The organism is Ensifer sp. NPDC090286 (assembly GCF_044769565.1).
GTDB lineage: Bacteria > Pseudomonadota > Alphaproteobacteria > Rhizobiales > Rhizobiaceae > Ensifer.
Window position 1 is genome coordinate 32644 of the sequence record NZ_JBIVYF010000012.1, and the last position, 24815, is coordinate 57458.

Here is a 24815-nt window from a genome sequence, read left to right on the forward strand (position 1 = left end):
ACGCGGACTGCATCCAGGTCATGCGCGGCACCTCCTTGCCACGATCTCCCATGGTCTGGTGTTCCCGGTGGATTGGCCGCACGTGTGGTCAATCCACCAACTGCAGTAGGGTGTGACTTGCCACCTTGCGGCAACCATTAATGTATCATCTGGATTGTGCGCTGCGGCCGATCCTTGAGAATGTGCCGTTTCATCGCGCCGTACTTTCGCGAACCTGAAGCTCGAAGCCCAAGTTGACGATCGGCGATTCAATTGGCCGGCCGGCAAGTCGCTCCAGCACCATCTGCACCGAGCGCCGGCCGATTTCATAGCGCGGCGTTCGTACGCTGGTGAGCGACGGATAGGCGACGTGCATCATGTCGAGGTCGTTGAAGCCGCAAATTGCCATGCGGTGCGGCACGGCGATGCCTGCCCTTTGGCACTCGAACAGCACGCCCATGGCCAAGTCATCATTGTTGCAGAAGACAGCATCGATATCGGCGACCTTTGCCAGTGCGTCGGCCAGGAGCTGGCCACCGAGCGAGACGCGCGACGGCGTCAACGTGGTGGTTACCAGCTTGGGATCAAAGAGCTGTGCTGCCTCCAGCGCCGAGCGGTAACCGGCAAGGCGGCGCTGCGAGCGTGGATCCATGCGCGCGCCGATGAAACCGATGCGGCGGTATCCCACCTCGATCAAGTGGTTGGTCGCTACCTTGCCACCATCGAAGTGTGAGAACCCGACGAGCATATCGACCGGATCCTCGCCATACTCCATGATCTGCACGATGGGGCAATCCGCGCTCTCGAGCAGTTTGCGGGTCGTTTCGGTCTGGTCGATGCCGGACACGATCAGCGCCGATGGCCGCTGGCCCAAAAACATCCGGATCAGCCGTTCCTCTTCCCGCGGAGAATAGTGGGTGTTGCCCATTTGAATCTGCAGCGGGCCGTCGTCGAGCCCGTCGTAGATGCCGCGCAATGTGTCGGCAAAAACGATGTTCGTCAGTGACGGCACGAGAACGCCGATCACGTCGGCGCGCGCCGACGCGAGCGCGCGCGCGTTGGGGTCGGGCGCATAGCCGAGCTGGATCACCGCCGTATCGATCTCGGCACGCAGTTCGGCCGAAACGAGCGATGGGTCGCGCAGCGCGCGCGAGACAGTGATCGCAGCGACGCCGGCCAGTTTTGCGACGTCGGCGATCGTCGGCCTGCCACTGCCGCGCCGGCTTGCCTTGCGGCTCTGGTCTCTGGAAACGATATCGTCCGTCACGTCGACCCCTGCCGGTTGTGCGCGCGCAAGGTCTCGACGTCTTTATTGCCGACAAACCAGTTCCTTGCGTCCACCTCATCGAAAACGACGGAAATTTCACGCTCGGTAAGCCCGGTCGCCTCGGCAATCGCCGTTACGACCTTGCTTGCGATCGCAGCTTTCTTGGCCGAAGGATCGTCGGCGATGACCTCACGCACGATGGTGATCCGCACGAATGGCATGACTGACCTCCTGCCTCAATAGAGACGTGCGCCGTTGACCATCAGCCGAACGGCATAAAGCGAACTCGTCGCGCAGATGTAGAGGATGTTTCGCTTCGGCCCGCCGAACACGCAGTTGGCGGTGTTCTCCGGCACTTTGACCTTGCCGAGCAGGGTGCCGTCCGGGTGATAGCAGTGGATGCCGTCCCGGGCACTTGTCCAGATCCGGCCCTCGTCATCCAGACGGAAGCCGTCAAACAGACCGGCGGTGCAATCGGCAAAGACCTCGCCATCCGACGCGGTACCCGCTTCATCGACATTAAAGACACGCATGTGGGCTGGAAGGTCAGGGCCGTGCGTCCGGCCGGTGTCGACGACGTAGAGCCGGCTTTCGTCAAGGGAGAAGGCAAGGCCGTTCGGCCGCACCATGTCTTTAATGACCGCGGCGATGGCGCCCGTCGCCGGGTCGACGCGATAGACATGGCAAGCGCCGATCTCGCTTTCGGCCTTGTGGCCTTCGTAATCGCTCTCGATGCCGTAGGCAGGATCGGTAAACCAGATCGACCCATCGGATCGCACGACGACATCGTTCGGCGAGTTGAGGCGCTTGCCGTTCCACCGATCGGCAATGGTTGTGATGCTGCCGTCATGGTTCGTGCGGGTCACGCGGCGGCCGCCGTGTTCGCAGGTCACCAGCCGGCCCTGCCGGTCGGTGGTGTTGCCGTTTGAAAAGTTCGACGGCTGTCGGAAGACGCTCACATGCCCATCGGTCTCGTCATAGCGCAGCATCCGGTCGTTGGGGATGTCCGACCAAATGAGATAGCGCCCGGCGGCAAAATAGGCCGGCCCCTCGGCCCAGCGACATCCCGTATAAAGCTGCTCCACCCGGGCGCTGTGGTTGACGAGCCGGGCAAAGCACGGGTCTACGATCTCGAAATCCTCGGCCATAGGGCTCCCTCATGCGGCAAAGAACGTATTCTTGAGCGTCGCGATATGATAGCGCTATCATTGCGGAAGGAAATAGGCTTCCTTCCGACACGTCGAAATCACGCTGATTTCGATCTTAAACTGGTGATATTCGGTCCTCAGTAATCCGCAAATGTTACTTTACAATCGCATGTGGTAGCGCTACCTAATTAAGAGACAGCGGTGTTTTCGGGAGGAGACCAGAGCGCCTCGTCAATGCTGAAAGCAGGCATCCAGCGTGCCGATGCCGCAGGAGTTCGTGCCGCTCGAGGGTGAGATGATCCCCGGGCTGGAGAACCAAACAGTGGCGCGCCCATGGGAGGAAATGTCGATGGTGAAGTCACTCGCTGGCGGCATCGTTGCCGCCACTGCCTTTTTCATGCTGGGATCTGCTGCCTATGCAGATCCGGAAATCGTTTCAGGGCCTGCAGCCGAGCCGGAATGTTTCGCGCCGTGGTCGGCGGACACGAAATTCTTCAAGTTCCCGAAAAAGGACGGCCCGTATCGCATAGCACTTGCCAACGGCTACATCGCCAACACCTGGCGTATCCAGATGGTGCAGACCGCCAAGGCCTATGCCTCTCAACCCGACGTCGCAGCCAAACTGAAGGAGTTCAAGGTCGTTTCGACGGGCGAGGATGTGCCGGCCCAGATCTCGGCGATCAACAACTTCATCGACTCCGGCTATGACGCGATCGTCGTCAATGCCCAGAATCCGACGGCGTTTGCGCCGGTCATCAAGCGGGCGAAGGAAGCTGGCGTGGTGCTGGTCGCCTTCGACAACATCCTCGACACCGAGGACGCCATCAACGTCAACGTCGACCAGAAGGGGCTCGGGCAATTATGGGGCGACTGGCTCGTCAAACATCTGCCTGATGGCGGCAAGGTGCTTGAGGTGCGCGGTGTCGCCGGCACGTCTGTCGATACCGACAGGCACGACGGCATCCATGAGAAGCTCCAGGCGTCGGGCAAGAAGTTCGAGGTCGTCGAGGTCATGGGCAAATGGGACGACGGCGTCGCCCAGAAGGTGACTGCGGACGCAATCGCAACCAGCGGCCCCTTCGACGGCATTACCGGGCAGGGCGGCGACACCGGCATCGTTCAGGCGATGATCGACGCAAAGCACCCCTTCGTGCCTTTCGGCGGCGAAACCGAAAACGGATTTCGCAAGTTCTGTGCGGCACATGCCGCCGACGGCCTGAAATGCTCGTCGGCTGGAACCGGACCGGCGCAGGTGGCCGTCGCCATCAAGACGGCGATCGCAGCGCTCGAGGGCCAGGTGGTGCCGCAGTCGGTCAAGTTGCCGTTGGCGATCGTCGAAGATCCGAACTTCAAGGAAGGCCAGGATTACTTCCAGGCCGAATCCGACAATTTCTTCGTCGGCAATTCGTTCCCCACCTGCGGGATCAACTTCTCCGCCCAGGAGATCATGAAGCAGAGCAAGGATAACCAGTAGTTCGATTAGGATCAGGGCACCGCGCGCCTGTGCAGTGCCCTGTCGTCAACAACGGTTTTCCGGAGAGCGCAATGGAATGCGGCGCACCGCTCTTTCGCATGGAAGGCATATCGAAACGCTACGGTGGGGTGCGGGCGCTTGAGAATGCCGAGCTGTCCGTCAGGACCGGCGCCATTCACGCCGTTCTCGGCGAGAACGGCGCCGGAAAGTCGACGCTTATCAAGATCATGGCGGGCGTTGTAGCCGCCGACGAGGGGCAGATGACGCTTGATGGACAACCGGTGACGTTCGCGTCACCGGCCGCGGCCAATGCCGCCGGCATTGCCTGCGTCTTCCAGGAGCTTTCGCTTATCCCGGAACTCAGTGTCGCCGACAACATCATCATCTTCAATCCGCCCACCCGGTTCGGCATGATCGACCGCAAGGCCCAGCGGCGTCTGGCAGAAGAGGCGCTGGCGCGTGCCGGTGCGGCAGACATCCACCCTCTGGCGCTGGTCAAGGACCTGCCGCTGTCGCGTCAGCAGATCGTCGAGATTGCCAAGGCGCTCGCGCGCAAGCCGCGCATCCTCATCCTCGACGAGGCGACGTCGGCGCTGACGGCAGCCGATGTTTCCAAGGTCTTTGCCGTGTTAAAGCGGCTGCGTTCGGAGGGGCTCGCTCTTGTCTACATCTCGCACCGGATGAACGAAATTGCCGAACTGGCAGACGATTGCACCGTGTTTCGAAACGGCAGCAAGGTCGCAAGCTATGCGGCGGGTTCGAGAAGCGACAACGAGGTCATCGAGATGATGATCGGTCGTGAATATCATAGCGTCTATCCGCCCAAGCCAGACCCGCTTGCACCGACTGCCCCTGTCCTTGAGGCACGAAATCTGTCCTGGGCGAACCGCCTTCACGACATCTCGTTTTCGTTGCGTGCAGGCGAAATCGTCGGTCTCGGCGGGCTGGACGGGCAGGGACAACGCGATCTGCTCCTGGCCCTGTTCGGGGTCTTGCGCGGGCTGCGCGGCACGGTTCTCGTCGACGGCAGGCCGACCCGCATCGGCAGCCCCGCGCAGGCGCGCCGGCACGGCATCGGCATGGCGCTCATTCCCGAGGATCGCAAGACCGAGGGGCTGATGCTGCCGATGACGGTGCGTGACAATCTCTCGCTCGCCTCTCTCGACCGGCTGACGCGTGGCGGCATCATCGATCGCGCCAAAGAGCAGAGCGCCATCGATTGGATGATGACGTTGCTCGCCATCAAGGCGGGGAATGTCGACGCGCCGGTTGGTGCGCTATCGGGCGGCAACCAGCAGAAGGTCGTCATTGCGAAATGGCTGATGCGGCAGCCGCGCATCGTCCTTCTCAACGACCCCACGCGCGGCATTGACGTCGGCACCAAGCAGGAGATCTACCAGCTCTTGCGGCGTCTGGCGGACGAAGGCGCGGCGATCCTCTTTTATTCGACCGACTATGCCGAGCTCATCGGCTGCTGCGACCGGGTCCTCGTGCTCTACGACGGGGCGGTCAAGCGAGAGCTGGCAGGCTCTGAGATCACGGAGCGCGCGCTGATCGCAAGCGCACTCAATATCCCATCGGTAGAACCAGTTCATCGGGAGCCCTTGCAATGAAGGACTGGCAATACAGACTGACGGAGCACCGGGGCACGCTGGCTGCGGTTGCGATCTTCGTGGTGATGTTCATCATCTACACGGCGAACCATCCGGCCGGCTTCACCGCCAACGTTATCCAGACGGCCGCCAACAAAGGCGTGCTGCTCGCCTTTGTCGCGATGGCCCAGACCATGGTGGTGATCACCGCCGGCATCGACCTTTCGGTCGGCATGATCTTCCTTCTCACCAATTGCCTGGCCTCGTGGCTGGTCGTCGGCTCGCCGCTTGAAACGGCCTTCGGTGTCGCCGTCGTCCTGGCCGTTGGGGCCTCCTGTGGCGCGATCAATGGCGCCATTGTCATCTATGGGCGGCTGCAGCCGATCGTGGCGACGATCGCGACGGGGGCGATTTACTTCGGCTTGGCCCTGTTATTGCGGCCTTTTCCGGGCGGTTCCGTCAACGAGGGCCTTGCAGATGCCCTGACCGGCCGGATCTTCGGAGTTGTGCCGGCGAGCCTCGTCGCGCTTACAGCGGTAGTCGTCGTGATATGGGTGCCCTTCAGCCGGTCGGTCTATGGGCGTGCAGCCTATGCCGTGGGCTCCTCCGAGACGGCCGCCTACATGTCCGGCATGCCGATCCGCCGCGGCAAGTTGCTCGCCTACACGCTTGCGGGCCTGGTCGCCGCACTCGGGGGGCTGTTTCTCACCTTTTTTACCTATACCGGCGACGCAGCACTCGCCAGCGGCAACGCCTACACGCTGTTTTCGATCGCAGCCGTGGTGCTGGGGGGCGTCTCGCTGTTCGGCGGCAAAGGCAGCGCCATCGGCGCGGTCTTCGGTGCGCTGGCATTCCGCACGATCGGCGACCTGTTGTTCGTTTTCGATCTCGATCCACTCTGGCAACCGCTGTTCCAGGGACTGATCCTGTTGACGGCCATCAGTCTCGGGGCCCTTGCGCTCTTCAGGGTGCGCAATAGATTGGAGTGGTTCCTGTGAGCGAGACGGCAATGACTGGCGCAACCGGACGCAAATCGACCTTCATACGCAATCTCGACCCGGCAGTGGTCACTGCGTTCGGCTGCATCCTGCTGCTGCTTGTGCTCGGCAGCCTCTATTCGCGCAGCTTCCTGTCGCCGGAGTATCTGCTGCAGCAATTGAAGGTGGCGTCCTTCCTCGGCATCATCGCCACCGGCATGATGCTCGTCATCCTGCTCGGCCAGATCGATCTTTCGGTGCCGTGGACCGTTGCCACGGGCGCGATGATGGCTTGTGCGGCCGCGGCATATGGTCCGGTCGGGACAGCGCTTGCCATTCCCTTCGGCGTCCTGTGCGGCATCGGCATCGGGCTCATCAACGGCGTCGGGGTCGCCTATCTGCGCATCCCCTCGATGATCGTGACGCTGGCGACCAATGCCGTCGCCCAAGGCGTGATGGTGGTCTATACGGGCGGTTTTTCGCCACAGGATTCCGCCACTGCAGCCATGCGCTATCTCGCCACCGGTGCTCTGGTTCCCGGTATTCCGAATGTGGTTTTCATCTGGGCGTTGATCGGCGCGGCGATGGTGTTTCTTCTGCGCCGGACTGGCTTCGGGCGGGCGGTCTACGGCATCGGCAATCGCGAGCGCGCGGCCTATCTCGCCGGCATCAACACCCGCCGCATCGTCATGATTGCCTTTGCCGCTTCGGGCGGGCTTTCGGCATTTGGCGGGGTGCTGCTCGCGGGCTACGCCTCCAAGGCCGCGCAATCCATGGGTGACGCCTACCTTCTTCCGGCCATAGCAGCCGTGGTGCTCGGCGGCACCTCGATCCTGGGCGGACGGGGATCCTATCTCGGCACGGTCGCCGGCGTCATCCTCATCACGCTGCTGCAATCGATCCTTTCCGTCACGCAGATGCCCGAGGCCGGTCGCCAGATCATCTACGGCGTGGTGATCATACTCATGCTCCTGCTCTATGGTCGCGCACCAGCAAGCCGGTAAGCCATCGAGGAGCAAAGGAGCGTTCGACGCATGGTCCTCTTCTGTTCTAGAATGCTTTACTGACAATCTGCGCTGCGACTGTAACGACCAGAGCGGCAAGCGTGACCGCGGCACTGTAGCGCCCAACTTTCATGCGGCGCTCTTGTGTTCCCGTCCATTCATAGCCCATCAGTCGCCTACCTGCCGTGCGCAGTGCACGCCATCCTGAATGAATGGTTTAATGGTTTGGCGGCAAGGTCCCGAGCTCAAAACCCGGCGAACAAAAGAGTCGTGCTAGTCGGGCAGAGCCTGAGTGGACTAAATGTCCCCGGCCTGACACAAGACTTCGAGGACGCGATTGCCGTTATCTTTAGAACGGGGTCGGGCGACCGATTGACGTCACGTTGCTGCCGCGAGATCACGCTGGCCGTCCTTCCATTTATCAGCAAACCGGTCGGAATCAGCGGCCAAAGCGGGGCGATGGCTTCTTTGGGGGCTCAAAGCGGCTACTCTGCCGCACTTCGGATTGACGCCCAAGAAAGATCAATCGGACGAGACCCGTGGGCGAAGGCCTTCGATCCTGAGGGCATGGTGGGCCCGGCAGGACTCGAACTTTCAACCAGTCGGTTATGAGCCGACGAGTCTGACTGTGAGCCACCCCCATCAGAGAGTTTCTAAGCACAGCAAAACCGATGGATCAGTCCCCTAGCCGATGCTTTGAAGAAGGTGTCTTGAACCTTGACGCACCAGAGTGGTTCACCGATAATCAAAGTGAACCAAAGAAAGTTACGTCCGATGACTGCGTTTACTGTGCGTGTAAAAGATGAAACTGCGAGCAAGCTGGATCAGCTCGCTGAGAAGCTGGATCGGTCCCGCTCTTATATGGCTGCCGAAGCCATTGAAGCTTTCGTTGAGCAGCAGGAATGGCAGCTTGCCGAGATTGAAGCGGGATTGGCCGAGGCCGACCGGGGTGAATTCGCCAGCGATGAAGATGTGGCGAAAGTCGTCGGGAAGTACCTCAAGTCTGCCCGCCAATCATGAGTGGGAAGCGTATTCGCTGGACGCTTCGGGCGTTGCGGCGGCTTGATGAGATCGGCGCGTATATCGAACGAGACAATCCGGATGCTGCGGCCCGCGTCGTGGCGCGGATTGTCTCTGCCGTGGATGCGTTAGCCGAGTACCCTGCCAGTGGGCGGCCTGGTCGTATCAAGAGCACGCGCGAGCTCGTGCTGGCTGACATTCCCTACATCATTCCCTACCGCGTAAGTCGGGACGTCGAGATCCTGACCGTCATGCACGCTCACCAGCAGTGGCCGCAGGTTCTCTAGTGACGACCAACAAAATGCGTCGACGCGATGAGCGATGATCCACTCGTCAGCCTGCCCGCTACGACAAGGTGACCATTCCCGGCTCGGTCCGAAAAGACGGCGCTCCTGCTACCCACTGCCAGGGACATCGTCACTGCTAGTCAAAATCAGATGGAAGTGCAGGTTTTAGATGGAAAATCTGGAAGTGATCAGCCCAATCTTGGTTTTCAGTTGCGAGTGGATTGCATGACGATTGTGCCACTTTTTTCCCGTTCTGTGCGTTCAGGATCGCATAATGTATCGACTGGAAGGGGAAGCGCGCGGCATATTTCGAGCTGGCAACACCGCCGCACCGCGCGTCTTTTACGTCGGTTCGTCTTGCATCGGAAGCGCTCTTGCGCCCACGCCGAGAGCTTCGTCTGGTCCTTTCCAGAGACAACGTCTGCGAGCCCGAAGTGAGCCGCGGTGAACGTGCCCGTGTAGGTATGCCGCCTCGGTGCAACGGCTGCCCTGTCGCGCTTGACCCCGCCTGACGCGAGTTGCAGCGACAGCGGTTAGAAAAAAATATATGATCCTCCAATGCCGAATTAAGCGGCGATCAAACTCTTGGGGGACCTGCCATGTCGCCTATGGAGGTAGTGCGCGACGCCGACCTAAGAGGATTGGTTGCGGGTTGTGACTGGCGGTTCGTCGGGTCTCGGCCTTGAGGCGGTCCGCGCGCTTGCATCGTCCGGGGCAAGTGTACATGTTCCCGCTCTCGACCGTGTCGCTGCCCGCGCGGCGTTAAGCGGATTTGACGAAGCCGAAGTGTGGCCCTTTGGACAGGCGGCCCGATCGGCTTGCGGGCGGCCTGCGCCAACGCGTCGCGGTCGCCCGTGCGCGCGCCAACGATCCGCCGCTGATCCTTGCCGACGAACCGACCGGCAGCCTCGACAGCAAGAGCTCCGAGCAGGTCTTCAGGATCCTGGAAACGCTGGTGCGCGAAGAGGGCAAGACCGTGGTTGCGGTCACCCATGACCTGGACATGGCCGCGCGCATGGACCGGCAGTTGAACCTGGTCGATCGGCGTCTATCGGAGATCGGTGCAACGGGATAACTCAATCCTTCAGTGTATCTTATTCTCAACTAGGGTTTCGCCCCTGCATCGACTGCCATCCCGATCAGAAGATGTATCGCACTGGCAACACTCATTTCGAAGAATCGAAACGAGCGGTGCTCCCCGACGAAACCATTTGGCCCGCGACACCGTATCCAGATCGACCACCCTGGAGACACGCGAGGGGAAATGCCGGCCCATCCCACCAAATCCACCACCCATTCCAGAAAATGCGCAGGTATCGCGGCCGTGATCTTCCTGATGGTCAACTGCCCGAGTGTTTCGATCGCAGACGGCTCGTCGCCTGGGGCCGTGCGCATTGATGTCGGAGGCTACAAGCTCAACAGCGTGTTGCTGGAACCTGATCGCGAGCCTGATCTTCCGCCGATCGTTTTCATTCATGGAGCCAGCGCCAGCCTTTATGATCCATTGTTTTCCTTTCGCGACAAGCTGATTGGAAGGGCGAAGCTGCTGTTCGTCGATCGCCCCGGACATGGCCAATCAGACCCAGGTAGCCGAAAGAACATTCTCCCCGACGGACAAGCCGACGCCATCGCCGTGCTCATGGAAAAGCGACATGTACGGAAAGCCATCATTGTCGGCCATTCCTTGGGGGGAGCCATCGCGCTCGCCCTGGCCGTTCGACATCCCGAACGGGTTTCGGGGCTCGTCTTGTTGTCTCCGGCAGCTTACCCTTGGAAAGGTGGTGTCGCCTGGTACTATCAGGTCGCCAGCGTGCCTATTGCCGGAGGGATCTTCAGCGCGCTGGTTGCACCCCCGTTGGGCCTCCTGGCGATCGACCGTGCCACCAGGGATGTTTTTGCGCCCAATCGCCGTCCCAGGAACTACATCGAAAAGACGAGAGCCCTGCAGGCGTTGTCGCCGATCGCATTCCGGCACAATGCAGAGGAAGTTGCCGCGCTGAGCAATTGGGCGAGGTCCGCATCCGTGAGCTATCCGAGGATCAAAGTCCCGACGATCATAATCACGGGAGATGCCGATGACGTCGTCTCGCCCGAGATCCACGCCCGCCAGCTCGCGCGCGACATTCGCAGAGCGCGTCTGATCGTGGTTAGAAATCTCGGGCACAAGTCGGACTTCGTCGCGGCCGATCTTGCCATTGCCGCCATCGAGGCCGTCGCTGGTAGAAGGGTGAACCTCGCGTCAGTGAAGAGGTTGATCGAGACGCGGATCGCTCAAGATGGCAGGGATTGAAATCTGGCGCTTTCGTCTTCGGATCGGGTTGGCGATCCTCTACAGCGCCGGCGGAGCGCTGCACGCTGTTTGGCCCGCACCTTTCCTGAGCATCACCCCCGCGTGGGTTCCGAACGCCCCGAACGTCATTCTGTTGACGGGTTTGTGCGAGATTGCCGGTGCGGTGGGCCTGCTTCACCCAAGGCTTCGCCGGTATGCCGGTATAATGCTGGCGCTCTACGCAGTCTGCGTCTTCCCGGCAAACATCAAGCACGCGCTCGACGATCTTGGTGCCGGGGCCACTTCGCCGTGGCAATGGGCCTATCATCTCCCGCGCCTGGCTCTCCAGCCGCTCATCGTCTGGGCTGCACTGTTTGCTGGAAATGTTGTCTTTTGGCCGTTTCGGCGATTTGCCTCGGGGCGGTAAATCGAGAAGGCAGAACACGAAGTCCCACCTTCTCGGATCTGCGTTACATCGCCGGAAGTATGGCGATGTCGCGCACATCGTCCTCGATGCCCATGATCGCACCGACTTCGGTCGCTGCGCCGGTCTCGAGATTGACAGTGTAGAGGGTTTTTCCGGCGACCAGATAGGCGACGTTCTTGCCGTCTGCCGTTCCCTGAATGTCAAACGCATATGTGGCCGGCTTTCCGGCCAGTCCGAGCTTGCCGATGGCCTTCAACGTGCCGTCGTTCGGCTTCGTCTGTTGGATCAGCGCGCCAATGGTCGCATCGATGTTGTACATCGCGGTCTTCTCCGGCTTGCCGATCGAGTTGGTATAGGCGGCAGCGACGATATCCGGCGTTTCGCCCTTGTGCATGTCATCGACTTCGAAGGCGAGGGCGCCATCGACAGTCACTGCACCGGTATCGGGATGCACTCGATGGTTGGTCGTTCCCGTCATGAACCGAAGCCTGTCGGCCGACGGGTTGAAGTCCACGATGACCGGAGCCCCGGTCATCGTCAGCATCTTGTCCATTTTCCCGACTTCAGTTGCCGCCCCGGTTTTCGGATCGATTGAGACAATCGTGTGGTCCGGCGTGACACCCATGATCGTCTTCGTGCCGGGGCGAAAATCGATGCCGGCAAGCCTGTCGACGCCCGTTACGTCGATAGTCTTCGTCACTTCGGGCTTGGCAGTATCGAATACAACAAGCGTCTTTGCGCCAGTCAGGCCCAGCACAGGCGCCGAAAGGGCGCTTCCAACGTTCAGCGTAAGAGCCACGCAGGCAGCGAGAGTGAAGGTGATGGCTATCATGTCTGTCTCCCATTCGTTCATCGGGGCGGAAGGCTTCCGGCAAGCGGGTTTCGACGCTTCCATTGGTGAAGACACCTCGAACAGGGCATTTGGATGCAGGTGCACAAAATAAAACGTCCGGTGCATCCGCAGACGGTTTTCATGCGTATAGCAAATGCCGCAACTGACGCGGGTTCCAGCAGGGAAGGTTCGGAATGTCGGTGAATGTTCGGGTGAATGATCTCGATGAGGCATTGGCCGCCTGCGCCAAAGGCGACCGGGCTGCGTTGCGCGAGATCTATGATCGGGAGGCCGGTCAATTGATGGCCCTGGCACAGCGGATCGTTCGGCGACGGGAGCTTGCCGAAGAGGTGGTGCAGGAAGCCTTCATCCGCATCTGGACCCATGCTCACCAATACAAAGCCGATCGCGGCTCAGCACGCGGCTGGATCTATGCCATCGTGCGCAATCGAGCGCTCAACCTTTTGCGCGACGGAAGGCGGGAACACACGGTCGAGAACATGGACGCCCTGCGAGAGGATGGGCAGGCGGACGAGGTCATGGCGGCCTGGCAAAAACTTGATCGCACATCGCGCCTTTATGAATGCCTCGCGGCTTTGGACGACGTGAAGAGGCGAGGCATTCTCATGGCTTATGTGGAAGGCTATTCCCATGGCGAGATCGCGGGCCGGCTGCGCATCCCGCTCGGCACGACAAAATCCTGGCTCAGGCGTGCGCTCTCTGCGCTCAGGGAGTGCCTGGCATGACCTATGAACGAACGAGCATACCGGACCTTGCGGACGAATATGTGCTCGGCCTGATGGAGGCCGCGGACATGGCCAAGATCGAAGCGGCAATGGAGCGCGATGCAGAACTGAGGGCCGCCGTTGCTGCAGGCCGTGAGCGGTTTCTGCCCTTGGATGCGACTGTCGAGCCCGTGGTCGCGGGCGCAAATCTCTGGCAAAAGATCGAGGCGAGCTTGCCCTTGCAGACCGACACGGCCAACCCGGTGGAGAACTCTTCCGCCAACGACAACAGCAGAAACGGATGGCGCGTCGCGGCAATTTCGGCGATTGCCGCATCCGTTATTCTTGCCGTCGGACTGGTTTACAGTCTGACGCGGGCCGTCGACCCGCTTGTCGTCGCCGTGCTCATTAACGAAGCTGGTGAAGTTCAGGCAGTGGTGGAGGATTTTGGCAACGAAAACGCACGGATTCGGTTGCTGGCGGACTTTGACGTGCCAGCGGACAAGACAATACAGGTGTGGACGTTGCCGTCTCGAGAGATGGGGCCCGTTTCCCTCGGTCTTGTCGATGGTGTGAACGGCGCTCATCTCGGAGGGGCAGAGCTACCACTGCCAAGGGAAAGCCAACTCTACGAGATCACCCTCGAACAGACTGGCGGCTCCCCGACAGGGCGGCCCACCGGGCCCATCCTGGCAAAAGGCTTCGCGAAGCGGTCACGTTGACCTGTGGCGTGCCTCGTTCCGTGCTCTTGGCCGCTGTGCAATCAGCACGTCGCCTTTGGGGGCGTCCGCGGAATGACAGCCTCCCGAACGAGAAAGCCGAAGAAGGCCTGACAACTGCGCTTCATCAACGTCCGCAGCCGCAAGCGGAAGCGGCCATTCGGAAGCGGTACTGGCCATCCTCGGAAAAGGGCAGTCCCTATCTGGTCGTCCGACCTGAGCGCCTGGACGACACAAATTGTGGCAGCTAGGGTGGCGACGAACGTCGTACTGGTAACCAAAATCAAAGCAATGGACACCGAAAGCGCTGCTATTATCGCGCTCGCGAAGATTACGCCCACGGCGTTGGCGGTGCGCAACAGAGCGAATACTTCAGGGCGCTTTGGCGGAGGAGCAAGCTCGTCGAGGATGAGCGAGAAATAGGTACCAAGAGGTGCGAGTACCACGCCGATCAGCATGACCGCCAAAACGGTTGCGGCAAAAGACACCTTGAGTGCGGCGAGCGCCGACCCTACCGTCATTATAGACAACTGCGCCAAGACAGCCCCTCGCTGCGCCATTCGGTTCCGCAGGCTACCCAGAGGCCGCCCGCCACGGAAGCTACACACAGGGGAATAGTAAACAGAACCGTCGAAGCGGGCGAGGAACCAAAGTTCAAGGCCAGTGCCACAGCGCCTATTTCAATTGCCGCGACGAGCGGCGGCCCAAACAACGTTGACGAAGATTACCGAGACGCGGATATCAATGTGCTGACGCCATCGGGACGTTTGGTTGTTCGACTGATATCGCGCAAAGCGCCGCTGTTCCACCGAGTTAAGCAGGACCCGCGGAAGCCTCCGTCCACTGAGGTGAGACACACAGCTTTAGGAACCTGTTGCTCCCCAGATGTTTGACGAGAAGCCCTAGCGCAAGGCAAATCGGTCGGCTCGGGCTGAAGCTGTCGTTTTCCTTCTGAACAAACGCTTTCGACCTGACGCTCTCCTCTGAATCCGAGGAATGGCAGGTGCAGGAACTGGTGTGTTCCGGGATTCGTTCCCGGCCCGAATGGCTTGGGGAGGACTGTTGTCCCTAGCGATCGCCAGAAAAAACGGCCCCATCGGGGCCGAATCTAACTCCTCATTGGCGCTTTAGCGCATGCTTTCAAGACGCAAACGTTCCTTCTCGATCTCTTCGGCCGTATAGGGATCGCGCATTTCGTCAAAGCTTGTCCAACCCTGTTCGGAGTAAGAGGCGCGGCGCTGGACGGGATCGACCCAACTGCCCCGGCGCAAAATGGCTTCAGCATCTGAGTAGAGCGCGTTATCGACACGGGCAGTGACGACGGCGCCGCCGCGGCGCACGCCCTCGGCATAGACATGGGCATGTTCTTCCGGGACACCCGCTTCCGTCATCGCACCGATGATCCCGCCAGCGGCACCCCCGGCGACCGCCCCCGCCGCCGCACCTGCTGCGGTGGCCGCAAGCCATCCGGCAGCGACGACCGGTCCGACGCCAGGGATCGCCATGACGCCGAGGCCGGTCAGCAACCCGCCGACCCCGCCAACTGCCGCGCCGATACCGGCGCCCGTGCCTGCACCTTCAGCCGCATTGCTCTCGTCTGTGCTTCCGTAACGATCCGCAGCATTGTTGGAAACGATGCTGATATCATCCGACGGTACGCCGCGATCTTCCAGTGCTGTAACCGCTGCGCGTGCATCGGCATAATCGTCGAAAAGTCCGGTAACAGTTTTCATCAAAGGTCTCCTTAAGGGATCAGTTGGCGACGATGTTGCCTTGGTAGTCGAGAGCGACCTGCACTGACTTGCCGTCCTTCATCGCCGTGGCGCGCCAAACGCCGGTCTCGTCAAGCTTAAGCCCCGTGATCTCGGTGTACCCGGCTTCGTTGATGCGGTCCTTGGCCTGCTCCTCGGTAAAGCTGTTGGAGCCGGCGACCGGTGCAGTGGGATTGGTCGTGTCGGGGGTGGCAACGGCCGGCGTGTCGCCATCCGCAGTGGCGGGGGGCGTTGCGGTCTGCGCCAGCGCGCCAAGGGTCGTTGCGCCGAGGAATACCCCGGCGAGCAGCAGATTTTTCATGATGAGTTCCTTGTTTTCAGCCAGTAGAGCTGCCTATCAAACTCGGTAGAGCCCACTTTTGTTCCTGATATCATTGAGCATTATTGGGACGAGGCATCCAAGCGGTGGCCATAGGCGTCGTGCATCTGAGATTTCGGTCAAGCGGGATCGCGCGTGTGACCTTCGTCAGGCCGCCGTTTGAAGTTCCAGAGACACGGCTAGGTGCATGGTCAAGCGTCAGTGGAAGTCAGCATCAGGGTTTCGCTGTTGCTCGAAAAATGATCCGAGACGAGTTGGAGTGACAGCTCGGTCTCATCGGACGGTGGCAGATGATCATAGCGTTGCGAGATAATCCGTGAACCGCCGGCCTTTCTGAAGGCGGAAGCGATCGTGTGTATCCTGGATTCCACCTATGCGATCCAATCGAAAGTTTCGGAAGTCGTCTCGCAACTCACACCAAGCCGTCAGCAGCCATACATCATCGAACAAGGTCAGTCCCAACGGATGGACGCGGCGGTTGCTCCCGCGGCCTTCAAGGTCGCAGTAGGACAATTCAACAATTCGCCGCTCACGGATGGTTCTGCGAACGACACTCCCCCATCTCGCGGCATGATCGTCGGTCGCTCGCTGCCGCGATACGGCCAACAGTGGGAGGGTTTGGAGTATCTCCTTACCTTCCGGCCCACTAGTGCTCGCGACCTTACCTGCCGCCCGCATTGCAGCGTCGTGCAGGTCTGCGCGATCGCGCGCCATCACAAGGCGCAGTCCAAGCGTGATCGCCTCCATCTCATCGGGATCAAAGTGTAGCGGGGGCAGGAAATAGCCGGTCTCAAGTTGATAACCGAGCCCGGATTCACCGCGAACAGGCGCTCCCATGGACTGAAGGCTCGCCATGTCGCGATAAATCGTGCGGGGAGAAACGCCGAGACGCTGCGCCAACGCTTCGGCGGAGACCGGATGCCGGCTGACCCGCAATTGATCCAGCAGAGCAAAGAGGCGAAGTGTCTTCATGGATCAACCTGTATCATGCCCCTGACAGAGAGTGTCAGGGGGGTAGCGTTAGGAAACGGCGTTCATGAAATCGCAGGATGCGAAGGAGCGAAAGCCGATGACAACCCAACGTATTGAAATCGTCACCTACAAGATTAGCAACCCGGCCGTGGCCGACCAACAGCGTGATATCGCGCGCAATCGTGCTGCGGCCCTTCCGGGCTTTGGAGGCTGGCTGCCTCTGAGCGGCGAAAAAGATCAAGCTGAGCGCGCTGACCTGATCGTATGGGACAGTGCAGAAGCGGCCCAAGCCGCGGGAAAGATTGTCGGATCGTCGCCCGATTTTGCGCAATTCCGCGAAACGGTCAACGAGTTTGCGAAAGCGCAATATTATGCAGCTCCAGGCGATGGCGTTGCTTTGATGACGTCTGGAGATGGTATCGAGTTCGGGCGATTCCGGCTGCGTGCGGGTGTCAGCGAAGATACGATGCGCACGGCGCACGCAGCGATGATCGCGAACCATCTATCCCTGCAGCCTGGTTGGTTGGGACAGAAGCTCGTCCGGTTGCAAGACGGAACATTTGTCGACGTTGCCTTCGCGGTGAGCGAAGAACGGTCGATAGCCATATGCAGCAGCTGGGCTGGCAATGCCAGTTGTGATGCGTTTCTGGGCCTGATTGAGCCGATCAGCATGGAGTTCGGATCGATTACCTGACCCATTGCATCCTAGCGCAACGTCGCTGTGCTATCTTAGTCTACCAGCGGCGCTGTTCGAGGGTTCCCATCGACGTTAGTCCATACCCGACCCGCTGGTGCTTGGCGTCGCGCTGAGCAACGCTCGGCCCCATGCTGCGCGATCTGGACACGGCCATCGCCCCCAATGAGAACCGCGCGATCGATCCTCCGGCAACGTCCGCGTAACCACGGTCGAGCACGCAGCCAGACACCGCTGCTTCCCGCGCCGGACAGCCAGTCTGACGCGCTGGTGCCCGCCCCACACCGCCGAATGCGAGTAGTCGGCCAAACCCTCTGTTAAATCTCTGCCGCTAGTCTGTTTCAAAAGGGGATACGGAAAGGCATTTCGATGAGAGGCGCGGCGCCGATGATGCAACAGCACTTCCTGAACAAGGAAGAGTCCTTCATGTACGATCGCGAAACCAACTTCCCGTTGGAGGACACTCGGAACGAGGCCCGAATTGAGTATACCGAAAAGGGCATGACGCAGTTGAGCTCGCGCCGATGCGAGATCATCAAGCTTTCCAAGAGCGGCGCCGTCATCAGCATTCTCACGAAATATCAAATGCCACAGAATTTCTATCTGGATATCCCGAGCGCCCGGATCCAGATGATCGGCTGCCTGACACGGCGAGTGCACGCCAACAACATCATCGAAGCGCGTTTCCTGCGCATGCTGACGGATCGCGACCTCAATCGCATCTTCGTTTACAGCACGCATCCGAACCACCGCAATCGCACGCTCGACATCTACCGCTAGAAAAGCAAATCGCGACGCATGACGCCGAGAGAATTGCGGCTTCCCCCTGGCCAACAAATCAGCGGCCATCTCGCGTCCGCTTGTCGCCGATCCGGCAGTGGCCGCTTCTCCGATCTCCAGCCGAGGAACAGCTTAGTCGTCATCTCCAATTCCGGATGCGGCGCCGGTCGCGTCGGCATCAAGCCCGGTTTGCGTCTTGCGCCGATAGGGTTCGGCGAGCTTTCGCAACGTCAAGAGCTCGTCGTCGATGCTCGCGCGGTTCTTCTTCGCGAGCAGGTTGGCGAGTAAATCGCGGGCAGACCTCCGCCGGTGACCGGCGGAGGCGGGGTCGTTCAGATCTCGTTCGATGCGGCTGCACGGCCAGCCAGCGTCTGGCGCAACACGAGCAGCGCCAGAATCGCGACGCCGATCAAGGTAGAGACCAGTTCGGGCGCAATCAGCAGCAGCGCTGCGACTGCCAGAAGCAAACGCTCAAGCCACGATAACGGGCCGACCAGCCAGTTTGTGATCGCCGCCGAAAGCGAAAATATTCCCATTATCGCACCAGTGAACGTCAGCAGAAATGCACTCCAGGTGAAGCCGTCGGTAACCAACAGGAGGGAGGGGGAAAACACGAACATGAAAGGCACCAACGCTTTGCCCATCGACAGCCGGAAAGCCGTGTTCCCCGCCTTGAATGCATTCGCACCGGCTATCCCCGAAGCCGCATAGGCTGCCAATGCCACTGGCGGCGTCACGTCCGCAAGGACGCCGTAATAGAACACGAAGAAATGCGCGACCAGCGGTTCGACATTCATCATGCCCAGCACCGGCGCGGCTACCGCAACCATGATTATGTAATTTGCCGTGGTCGGGATGCCACACCCCATCAGGATGCAGACCGCAGCTGTCATCATCAGCGTGAACAAAAGTGCGAGGGTCTGCAGGCTGAGCAATTCGAACGGAAGGAAGGAAAGGAAGCCATGCGCCGAGCCCGCCCAGTATTGTGCGATGCTTGTGACCATGAAAGCGATCTTGAAGCCGATCCCGGTAAGCGTCACCACGCCGATCACAACCCCTACGAGCGCGGCAGCGGCGGTAACGGAAAGGGAGCTTTTTGCGCCTGAAACAAACCCGTCATAGATCCCGGTCGCCCAGTGTTGCGCGCCGGCGGACAAACCTGAAGCTCTTATCATCTGGATCGCATAGACCACCATGCAAGCGGTGATTGCCCAGAACGCGGAAAGGAAGGGGGTGCGACCCGACATCAGCATCCATACGAGCAGTACCAACGGCAGCACCGATAGCCAACCTTCACGCAACACCTTCCAGGCCCTTGGCAACTCTTCTTGCCGCAAGCCGCGGATGCCAAGGCGCTTGGCTTCCAGGTGGACCTGCACGAGCACGCCGAAGAAATGCATGAAGGCAGGTACGATGGCGGCGATCAGAATCGTGCGCAACGGCATGCCCAGGTACTCGACCATCAAAAAGGCAACGGCGCCCATGACCGGAGGAGTGATCTGACCGCCGGTGGATGATGCGGCTTCGACGGCGGCGGCGAAATGGCGCTTGAATCCAATTTTGATCATCGCCGGAATGGTCAAGGCGCCTGTTGTCACCGTGTTTGCGATGGAAGAGCCGGAAATGGTTCCCAAGAGCGCCGAGGAAATCACCGAGACTTTCGCAGGACCGCCGGCAAAGCGGCCTGTCATGGCCGTTGCCAGGTCGATGAACAACTGGCCCAGTCCAATTTTCTGCGCCAGGACGCCGAAGAGGACGAAATGGAAGACATATGTCGCGATGACGCCCAACGCCGTTCCATAGATTCCTTGAGACGACAGATAGAGGTGGTTGATGATCCCCGACCAGTCGGCGCCGGGGTGGACGAAAATTCCCGGCATTGACCGCCCAAAGAAGGCATAACAGATGAACAGGATCGCAATGACCGACAAGGGCCAACCCATCGAGCGGCGCACGGCCTCCAGCAGCGTCACAAGAAGGATCGTGCCCATGACGATGTCGATCTGATTGGGATTGCCTATGCGAAACTGCAGCTGGTCGTATATCCAGGGCACATAGAACGCGCTGATCGCTCCAGCGATCGCCAAAAGCCAGTCAATAACCGGCAAGCCGAGGATCACGAAACCCGTGGTTTTAGTCCGGCCCGAGTTGAGGGCGGCAAAGCTGAGGAAGACCAGGAACAACGTCACCCCCATATGGAAGCCGCGATGCACGGTCGCGCGGGGGATACCGAAGCCTGCGGTATAGAAGTGGTACGACGACAGCAGGAACAGGATGACCCCGGCCATGATCGCCACAGGTCTGAGTACGGCGCGGAACCGGGATTCGGGATCGAACTCTTCCTCGATATCCCTCAGTTCCTGTTCGGACAGTTGCCGGGTCTGCTCCGCCATGGATCTCTCCTAGAGTTCTTTTATCGCTGGGGCAGGGACGCGGGCGAGCCGCGCCCCAGGGGAGAACTCCCTTATTTCACCTTGCCCGCTTCGCGATAGAACTTCTCCGCTCCGGGGTGGAAGGGGATGCCCGCGCCTTGCACGGAGTTGTCGAGGGTGATGTTCTTGCCCTTGGCATGGCCTGCGGCGAAGAGTTTCTGCGTCGTCGCGTTGAACAGCGCCTGGGTGATGCCATAGACGAGGTCTTCCGGTTGCTCGGCAGACGTCACCAGTTGTGCACCGACCGAAATCGTCGGCACATCCGCATCCTGGCCCTTGTAGGTTCCTGCGGGCAAATTGTCCGTGGCAAAGAAGGTGTATGTCTGACGCAGCTTGTCAACTTCGGGCCCGGCAATCGGCACCAACACGACGTCATGCTGACTGGACAGTTCGGCAATCGCACCTGCCGGATAACCGCCCACAAAGAAAAAGGCGTCCATCGCTCCGTCGCGCATGCGATCGGCCGCCTGGTCGGGCTTTAGGTATTCTGGCGAAATGTCGGCTTCCGACAGACCGAACGCTTCGAGAATGATCTTCGCATCGACCAGCGTGCCCGAGCCCGGCTCGTCCAGCGAGACTTTCTTTCCTTTGAGATCGGCGACCGAAGTAATGCCCGCATCCTTGCGCGCGACAAGATGGATGCTCTCGGGATAGAGATTGGCGATCAACCTCAGATTTTCCACCGCTGGCTGACCCTCCCATAGGCCCGTGCCAGTCTGTGCCCAATAGGCCACGTCGGACTGGCTGAAGCCGGCCTCAAGTGTGCCACCTTTAATCGCGTTGACATTGCCGACCGAGCCATTGGAGGCGACGGCGGTGGCGATTAGGCCAGGCACGCCGCACGAGCCACCTTCGTTGCATGCGCGCGAGCCGGGGGGATTGGAGATCGCATTGGCGATAAGGCCACCGATGGGGTAGTAGGTGCCGGCGGTCCCGCCAGTTCCGATACGGAAGAATTTCATCTCCTGGGCGGTGGCGCCTTGGAGCATCAGGCCGACGGCAACTGCCGCTCCAGCCACTGCCTTGAACGAAAAGAATGTCATGTCTTACCTCCCGCTAAGAATCGTTTTATCGATGCCACCCTCTGGCGGCCATCCGGAGAAACTAGGCGGAAAGGATCGGATGGGTCTAGTCCGGGCGGGAGGTTTATCGGACCGGCACGACCGCTGAGCGATGATGCACGATGATTTCCGCGGCAATCGATGTTGTCACGCCAAGCTGGACGAAATCAGTCCCGCCAAGGTGCGGGAAACGCCGCCGTTGCGGAACTATCCAACAACTGCGAAGCTCGAGAATATGCGGATCAGCCCCGCCAGGCGCGGGGCAGGTAGACCTCGTCGAGACGCACCCGACGCCTCACGACATGCATGATCACGCCGAATCGATCGGCTGATTTCCTCCGTGCCCTATCCTCGATCCTCGCAAAGCTCGCGGAAGGGCTCGAACTGGTCGGCGGGGTGCAGGTCTTTGCGCGTCAAAGTTCCGTTGGCCGGAGGATCGACAAGATCCTCGTCTCGCCCCTGATGGGCGAGATCATTCCACTTACTGATCCCGCGCATAGGAATGGTAGCGCCAAGGCGTCGGGCGAATGCGCGCGTCTCCCCAACCACCTTCAATCGTGGGCGGGAGTTTGCGCCAACGGCGATCTCGCCAAAATTGCCCTGCCTTCACTTCCATAACGACGATATTCAGCAATCATGACGGTGGCTGCGTAGCGCTAGCCACCCGGTCTGCTCAGCTCAGCTCAGAAAACCCTGAATTTCTACTGAAAGTTTAATATCTAATACGCGCCGAACGGCGTGAGAACGTGGCGGGTACGAAAGGGGAATTTTTAACCCGTTCGGATTATTGGCAAATTTGACGGGTTAGTTGTCAAATTAGTGGGTATCGGTGGAGATGGGCCGATCCGGCCTCGAATTGGCACTGGAACGATCTAAGAACACGACCCGCTCGAACAGGACAGCGAAAACCCCTATATTCCGCGGGGAGAGACAGTAGCTTAAATTCGCGTTCCGCGAGAACCGCTGGCCTGACCAAGCTACGGTTCTCAAGGCCACTACGAATGACTCGGCATCGACGAAAGAAGAAGGCGCCGAGCAGAGCTCTCGTGGCGATGTGGGGGCGCTCGGCCGACCGCTGTCAACGGCGCGCGTTTCCTTTTGCGGGTTAGGCGTTGACTGCTGCCACCCACTGATTGATGCTTGCGCCCCTGGCACGCTAAAGATGCGTTCGTCCGCAGAACTGGTCTCGCGTCTTCGGGATCTGCCGACCAAGATTCTCTGTCTCAGAAAGGGTGCACAAGATGATGCTGATCGCGAAGATCATACTGGCGGCAGCCGCGTCCCTGGTGGAGCACAGCCAGGTGCCGAGCATCATCGTCGAACGCGGACCGTGTCTCGGGGAATGCCCCGTCTACCGCTTCCAAGTGAGTGCAGCCGGGGGTGTGTTCGAGGGCCGGCGCTTTACTAACGTTTCGGGGGAGCAGCGTTTTCCGATCACGGCAACGGAATGGTCGACGTTCCAGTCGACACTCGCGCCGTTTCGGCCGCAAGGAACGGAAGACATCACCGCGGGGCATGCGCGATGCACCCAATTCGCCACGGACCACGCTTCCGTAGTGATCACCTGGATCGGGGCCGGGCGAACTGACCAACTCCTATTCAACTTCGGATGCAAGGACCCACAGAATGATGCCATGGCAAGGACGCTTGCCGATGTGCCGGATTTGCTTGCAGTCGGGAAACTTATCGAGGAGCGGCAACTTGAGGATGGAGCGTGGGACCGTCCAACAAAATGACTGAACGGACTGCCCCTCTCAAGAAAGAGCGGCAAGTTGCGCCCATCTCGTGTATTGCAACTGCGGGCTGCCGGTATCCGGCGCGCATTTGATGCGGCCTTGTCGCTCGCATGTGTCGTGCCAGTTGCCTTGTCGCCAGATCGGCGCATACTCTTTGCATCGCTGGGCAGTAACAAGGGCCCCGGCGGCTGGAAGATCATTCGCGCTTTCGCCCCAGTCTAGGAGGTCGCGAGATGTATCTCTCGACACGTCCAAGGACGCTTCTCCCCCACGAAATGAACCAGATCGAACGGGTCTTCAACGACATTCTGCGCGAGCGTGGATTGACGCGGCAGTGTCGTGCGGCTGAAGCAATCGCAAAACGACTGATGCAGCTTTATCTTAGCGGCGTCCGCGGGCGAGTCGCTCTCAGATACCTGACATATCTGGACGAGCCGGTCGCGACCCGGCCATGGCCAGATACGAGCCCGCTCGTCGAGGAGGTCACCATGGTAGATGTATCCCGTAAGGAGGGCGCGCAGATCAGCCCCGAGGATCTCGAGCTGCTTCAGCGCACTTTCGATCGTGTCTGCATCTGGTGCGATATCCCACGGTATGGGAAGCGTGCGGACCGATTGGCGCGCCACATCACGGATCAATTTCGCAAAGGGCTTTGTGGCGAAGATGAGCTTTTTGAAACCGCCATGTGGCTGGAGCGGAACTCCGGCCCATCTCGATCACGCTCCGACGCATAGTTAATCTGTCGTGTCCGGCGTGCAATTCATTTTCGTCCTTCAACGCCCGGCCGATGTGGGGCGTGGTCGAATTGTGCGATGCAGCGGAAATTGGACGCCAGAAAGTTCGTTCAGAACTTCTCCCGTCTGGCGGAGATCCTTCGCCAATTCAGGCGGGGCAGAAAGCCTTCGAGGCAGATTTTCGAGAAGTCGAAAAATGTTGGAGATCGAAAGGGCATTGGACTTGGTTGATGAACTGCGGAGCGGTCGCGCATCCGTCCGTCATCACCAAGGACCGTTCCGCTCGGCGATTAAGCTTTTAGGAAAATCAACCGTTCATCGACGCGGCCTGGCGTGACTTCGTGGATCTCGGCGCTCACCACACGCTCTGACACGAAAGGACCTTCTTGAATTAAGGCCTCAAGGCTTTTCCGATCTATATTATGGGCGAGAAGTGTCCCGCCCGCGTTCGGCTGGAGGCTGCCTGCAAGAAGAAAAGTCCCGCTGTCGAAGCCTCTTTTGATCCAGGCATTGTGACCCTCAAGGAATTGGGCAGCCTGCGTCCTGTTGTCGGAAAACCTGAGAAATACGATAAACATGATCCGTCCCGTTTATT

At 60.0% G+C, this 24815-nt stretch carries 26 protein-coding genes and 1 pseudogene; 16 read left to right on the forward strand and 11 right to left on the reverse strand.

Translation table 11 applies throughout. The features are described from left to right. Positions 1-190 precede the first annotated feature (190 nt). Genes ACIQUG_RS33620 through ACIQUG_RS33630 form a run of 3 tightly spaced genes read right to left on the reverse strand, consistent with a single transcriptional unit; the run spans position 191 to position 2394 of the window. Positions 191-1246: a LacI family DNA-binding transcriptional regulator gene (locus ACIQUG_RS33620; RefSeq protein WP_402326721.1), complete on the reverse strand. Its 1056-nt coding sequence runs from the start codon at positions 1244-1246 to the stop codon at positions 191-193. Next, complete coding sequence (locus ACIQUG_RS33625; protein ID WP_402326723.1) at positions 1243-1467, reverse strand: 4-oxalocrotonate tautomerase family protein; 225 nt, start codon at positions 1465-1467, stop codon at positions 1243-1245. The genes ACIQUG_RS33620 and ACIQUG_RS33625 overlap by 4 nt, the downstream gene beginning before the upstream one ends. Positions 1468-1482: 15 nt before the next feature. Next, a complete protein-coding gene (locus ACIQUG_RS33630) occupies positions 1483-2394 on the reverse strand; it encodes an SMP-30/gluconolactonase/LRE family protein (protein ID WP_402326724.1) in 912 nt (303 codons plus the stop codon). Positions 2395-2743: 349 nt separating this feature from the next. On the opposite strand from ACIQUG_RS33630, the gene ACIQUG_RS33635 reads away from it, so the two are divergent. The 9 genes and pseudogenes from ACIQUG_RS33635 to ACIQUG_RS33675 all read left to right on the forward strand — a co-directional run bounded on the left by ACIQUG_RS33635 (position 2744) and on the right by ACIQUG_RS33675 (position 11444). Beyond that, the gene (locus tag ACIQUG_RS33635; RefSeq protein WP_402326725.1) at positions 2744-3868 is read left to right on the forward strand and encodes a sugar ABC transporter substrate-binding protein; all 1125 of its coding nucleotides are present in this window, start codon (positions 2744-2746) and stop codon (positions 3866-3868) included. 71 nt (positions 3869-3939) lie between these two features. Further along, the gene (locus ACIQUG_RS33640) at positions 3940-5481 is read left to right on the forward strand and encodes a sugar ABC transporter ATP-binding protein (RefSeq protein ID WP_402326726.1); all 1542 of its coding nucleotides are present in this window, start codon (positions 3940-3942) and stop codon (positions 5479-5481) included. Then, positions 5478-6458 (forward strand): ABC transporter permease, encoded by a 981-nt coding sequence (locus tag ACIQUG_RS33645; protein ID WP_402326727.1) that lies wholly within the window; start codon positions 5478-5480, stop codon positions 6456-6458. Before ACIQUG_RS33640 ends, ACIQUG_RS33645 begins: the two co-directional genes overlap by 4 nt. An 11-nt stretch (positions 6459-6469) precedes the next feature. Then, positions 6470-7441 carry an ABC transporter permease gene (locus ACIQUG_RS33650; RefSeq protein WP_402326788.1) on the forward strand — a complete coding sequence of 324 codons (972 nt, stop codon included), beginning with the start codon at positions 6470-6472 and terminating at the stop codon, positions 7439-7441. A 774-nt stretch (positions 7442-8215) separates the two neighbouring features. Continuing rightward, entirely contained in the window at positions 8216-8461 is a 246-nt protein-coding gene (locus ACIQUG_RS33655; RefSeq protein ID WP_082005912.1) for a CopG family ribbon-helix-helix protein, read from the forward strand. Next, the gene (locus ACIQUG_RS33660) at positions 8458-8748 is read left to right on the forward strand and encodes a type II toxin-antitoxin system RelE/ParE family toxin (RefSeq protein WP_043612818.1); all 291 of its coding nucleotides are present in this window, start codon (positions 8458-8460) and stop codon (positions 8746-8748) included. Before ACIQUG_RS33655 ends, ACIQUG_RS33660 begins: the two co-directional genes overlap by 4 nt. Positions 8749-9544: 796 nt before the next feature. After that, positions 9545-9823, forward strand: a pseudogene (locus ACIQUG_RS33665) (ATP-binding cassette domain-containing protein); the annotation flags it as partial. Positions 9824-10084: 261 nt separating this feature from the next. Beyond that, positions 10085-11038 carry an alpha/beta fold hydrolase gene (locus tag ACIQUG_RS33670; protein ID WP_402326789.1) on the forward strand — a complete coding sequence of 318 codons (954 nt, stop codon included), beginning with the start codon at positions 10085-10087 and terminating at the stop codon, positions 11036-11038. Beyond that, the gene (locus tag ACIQUG_RS33675; RefSeq protein ID WP_402326728.1) at positions 11025-11444 is read left to right on the forward strand and encodes a hypothetical protein; all 420 of its coding nucleotides are present in this window, start codon (positions 11025-11027) and stop codon (positions 11442-11444) included. Before ACIQUG_RS33670 ends, ACIQUG_RS33675 begins: the two co-directional genes overlap by 14 nt. 43 nt (positions 11445-11487) lie before the next feature. On the opposite strand, the gene ACIQUG_RS33680 is transcribed toward ACIQUG_RS33675, so the two are convergent. Further along, positions 11488-12276: a DUF4394 domain-containing protein gene (locus ACIQUG_RS33680; RefSeq protein WP_402326729.1), complete on the reverse strand. Its 789-nt coding sequence runs from the start codon at positions 12274-12276 to the stop codon at positions 11488-11490. A gap of 194 nt (positions 12277-12470) precedes the next feature. Between ACIQUG_RS33680 and ACIQUG_RS33685 the strand changes: the two genes are divergently transcribed. Continuing rightward, positions 12471-13022: a sigma-70 family RNA polymerase sigma factor gene (locus tag ACIQUG_RS33685; RefSeq protein WP_402326730.1), complete on the forward strand. Its 552-nt coding sequence runs from the start codon at positions 12471-12473 to the stop codon at positions 13020-13022. Then, the gene (locus ACIQUG_RS33690; RefSeq protein ID WP_402326731.1) at positions 13019-13723 is read left to right on the forward strand and encodes an anti-sigma factor domain-containing protein; all 705 of its coding nucleotides are present in this window, start codon (positions 13019-13021) and stop codon (positions 13721-13723) included. The genes ACIQUG_RS33685 and ACIQUG_RS33690 overlap by 4 nt, the downstream gene beginning before the upstream one ends. Before the next feature lie 41 nt (positions 13724-13764). Here the strand turns inward: ACIQUG_RS33690 and ACIQUG_RS33695 are convergent, their stop codons facing one another. The 4 genes from ACIQUG_RS33695 to ACIQUG_RS33710 form a co-directional block, all read right to left on the reverse strand. After that, positions 13765-14259 carry a hypothetical protein gene (locus ACIQUG_RS33695; protein WP_402326732.1) on the reverse strand — a complete coding sequence of 165 codons (495 nt, stop codon included), beginning with the start codon at positions 14257-14259 and terminating at the stop codon, positions 13765-13767. Between the two features lie 588 nt (positions 14260-14847). Continuing rightward, positions 14848-15453 carry a general stress protein gene (locus ACIQUG_RS33700; RefSeq protein WP_402326734.1) on the reverse strand — a complete coding sequence of 202 codons (606 nt, stop codon included), beginning with the start codon at positions 15451-15453 and terminating at the stop codon, positions 14848-14850. 19 nt (positions 15454-15472) lie between these two features. After that, a complete protein-coding gene (locus ACIQUG_RS33705) occupies positions 15473-15793 on the reverse strand; it encodes a PepSY domain-containing protein (RefSeq protein WP_402326735.1) in 321 nt (106 codons plus the stop codon). A 312-nt stretch (positions 15794-16105) separates the two neighbouring features. Continuing rightward, entirely contained in the window at positions 16106-16783 is a 678-nt protein-coding gene (locus ACIQUG_RS33710; RefSeq protein WP_402326736.1) for a helix-turn-helix transcriptional regulator, read from the reverse strand. Positions 16784-16847: 64 nt separating this feature from the next. Here ACIQUG_RS33710 and ACIQUG_RS33715 point away from each other — a divergent pair, with 64 nt between their 5' ends. Together ACIQUG_RS33715 and ACIQUG_RS33720 are read left to right on the forward strand one after the other, a co-directional pair. Continuing rightward, positions 16848-17477, forward strand: a complete 630-nt coding sequence (locus ACIQUG_RS33715) for a hypothetical protein (RefSeq protein WP_402326737.1) — start codon at positions 16848-16850, stop codon at positions 17475-17477. Positions 17478-17846: 369 nt separating this feature from the next. Further along, positions 17847-18257 carry a hypothetical protein gene (locus ACIQUG_RS33720; RefSeq protein ID WP_402326738.1) on the forward strand — a complete coding sequence of 137 codons (411 nt, stop codon included), beginning with the start codon at positions 17847-17849 and terminating at the stop codon, positions 18255-18257. A gap of 332 nt (positions 18258-18589) precedes the next feature. Here the strand turns inward: ACIQUG_RS33720 and ACIQUG_RS33725 are convergent, their stop codons facing one another. Next, positions 18590-20650 (reverse strand): TRAP transporter permease, encoded by a 2061-nt coding sequence (locus ACIQUG_RS33725; protein ID WP_402326739.1) that lies wholly within the window; start codon positions 20648-20650, stop codon positions 18590-18592. Positions 20651-20721: 71 nt separating this feature from the next. Continuing rightward, positions 20722-21732 carry a TAXI family TRAP transporter solute-binding subunit gene (locus tag ACIQUG_RS33730; protein WP_402326741.1) on the reverse strand — a complete coding sequence of 337 codons (1011 nt, stop codon included), beginning with the start codon at positions 21730-21732 and terminating at the stop codon, positions 20722-20724. Between the two features lie 324 nt (positions 21733-22056). Here ACIQUG_RS33730 and ACIQUG_RS33735 point away from each other — a divergent pair, with 324 nt between their 5' ends. From ACIQUG_RS33735 to ACIQUG_RS33745, 3 genes are all read left to right on the forward strand, one after another. Further along, positions 22057-22368, forward strand: a complete 312-nt coding sequence (locus tag ACIQUG_RS33735; RefSeq protein ID WP_402326742.1) for a hypothetical protein — start codon at positions 22057-22059, stop codon at positions 22366-22368. 623 nt (positions 22369-22991) lie between these two features. Beyond that, positions 22992-23486, forward strand: coding sequence for a DUF6438 domain-containing protein (locus ACIQUG_RS33740; protein ID WP_245281751.1), 495 nt, complete (start codon positions 22992-22994; stop codon positions 23484-23486). Positions 23487-23719: 233 nt separating this feature from the next. Beyond that, the gene (locus ACIQUG_RS33745) at positions 23720-24220 is read left to right on the forward strand and encodes a hypothetical protein (protein ID WP_052202106.1); all 501 of its coding nucleotides are present in this window, start codon (positions 23720-23722) and stop codon (positions 24218-24220) included. Between the two features lie 290 nt (positions 24221-24510). On the opposite strand, the gene ACIQUG_RS33750 is transcribed toward ACIQUG_RS33745, so the two are convergent. Continuing rightward, on the reverse strand, positions 24511-24798 hold the full coding sequence (locus ACIQUG_RS33750) for a YciI family protein (protein WP_402326744.1): 288 nt from the start codon (positions 24796-24798) through the stop codon (positions 24511-24513). Positions 24799-24815: the final 17 nt, after the last annotated feature.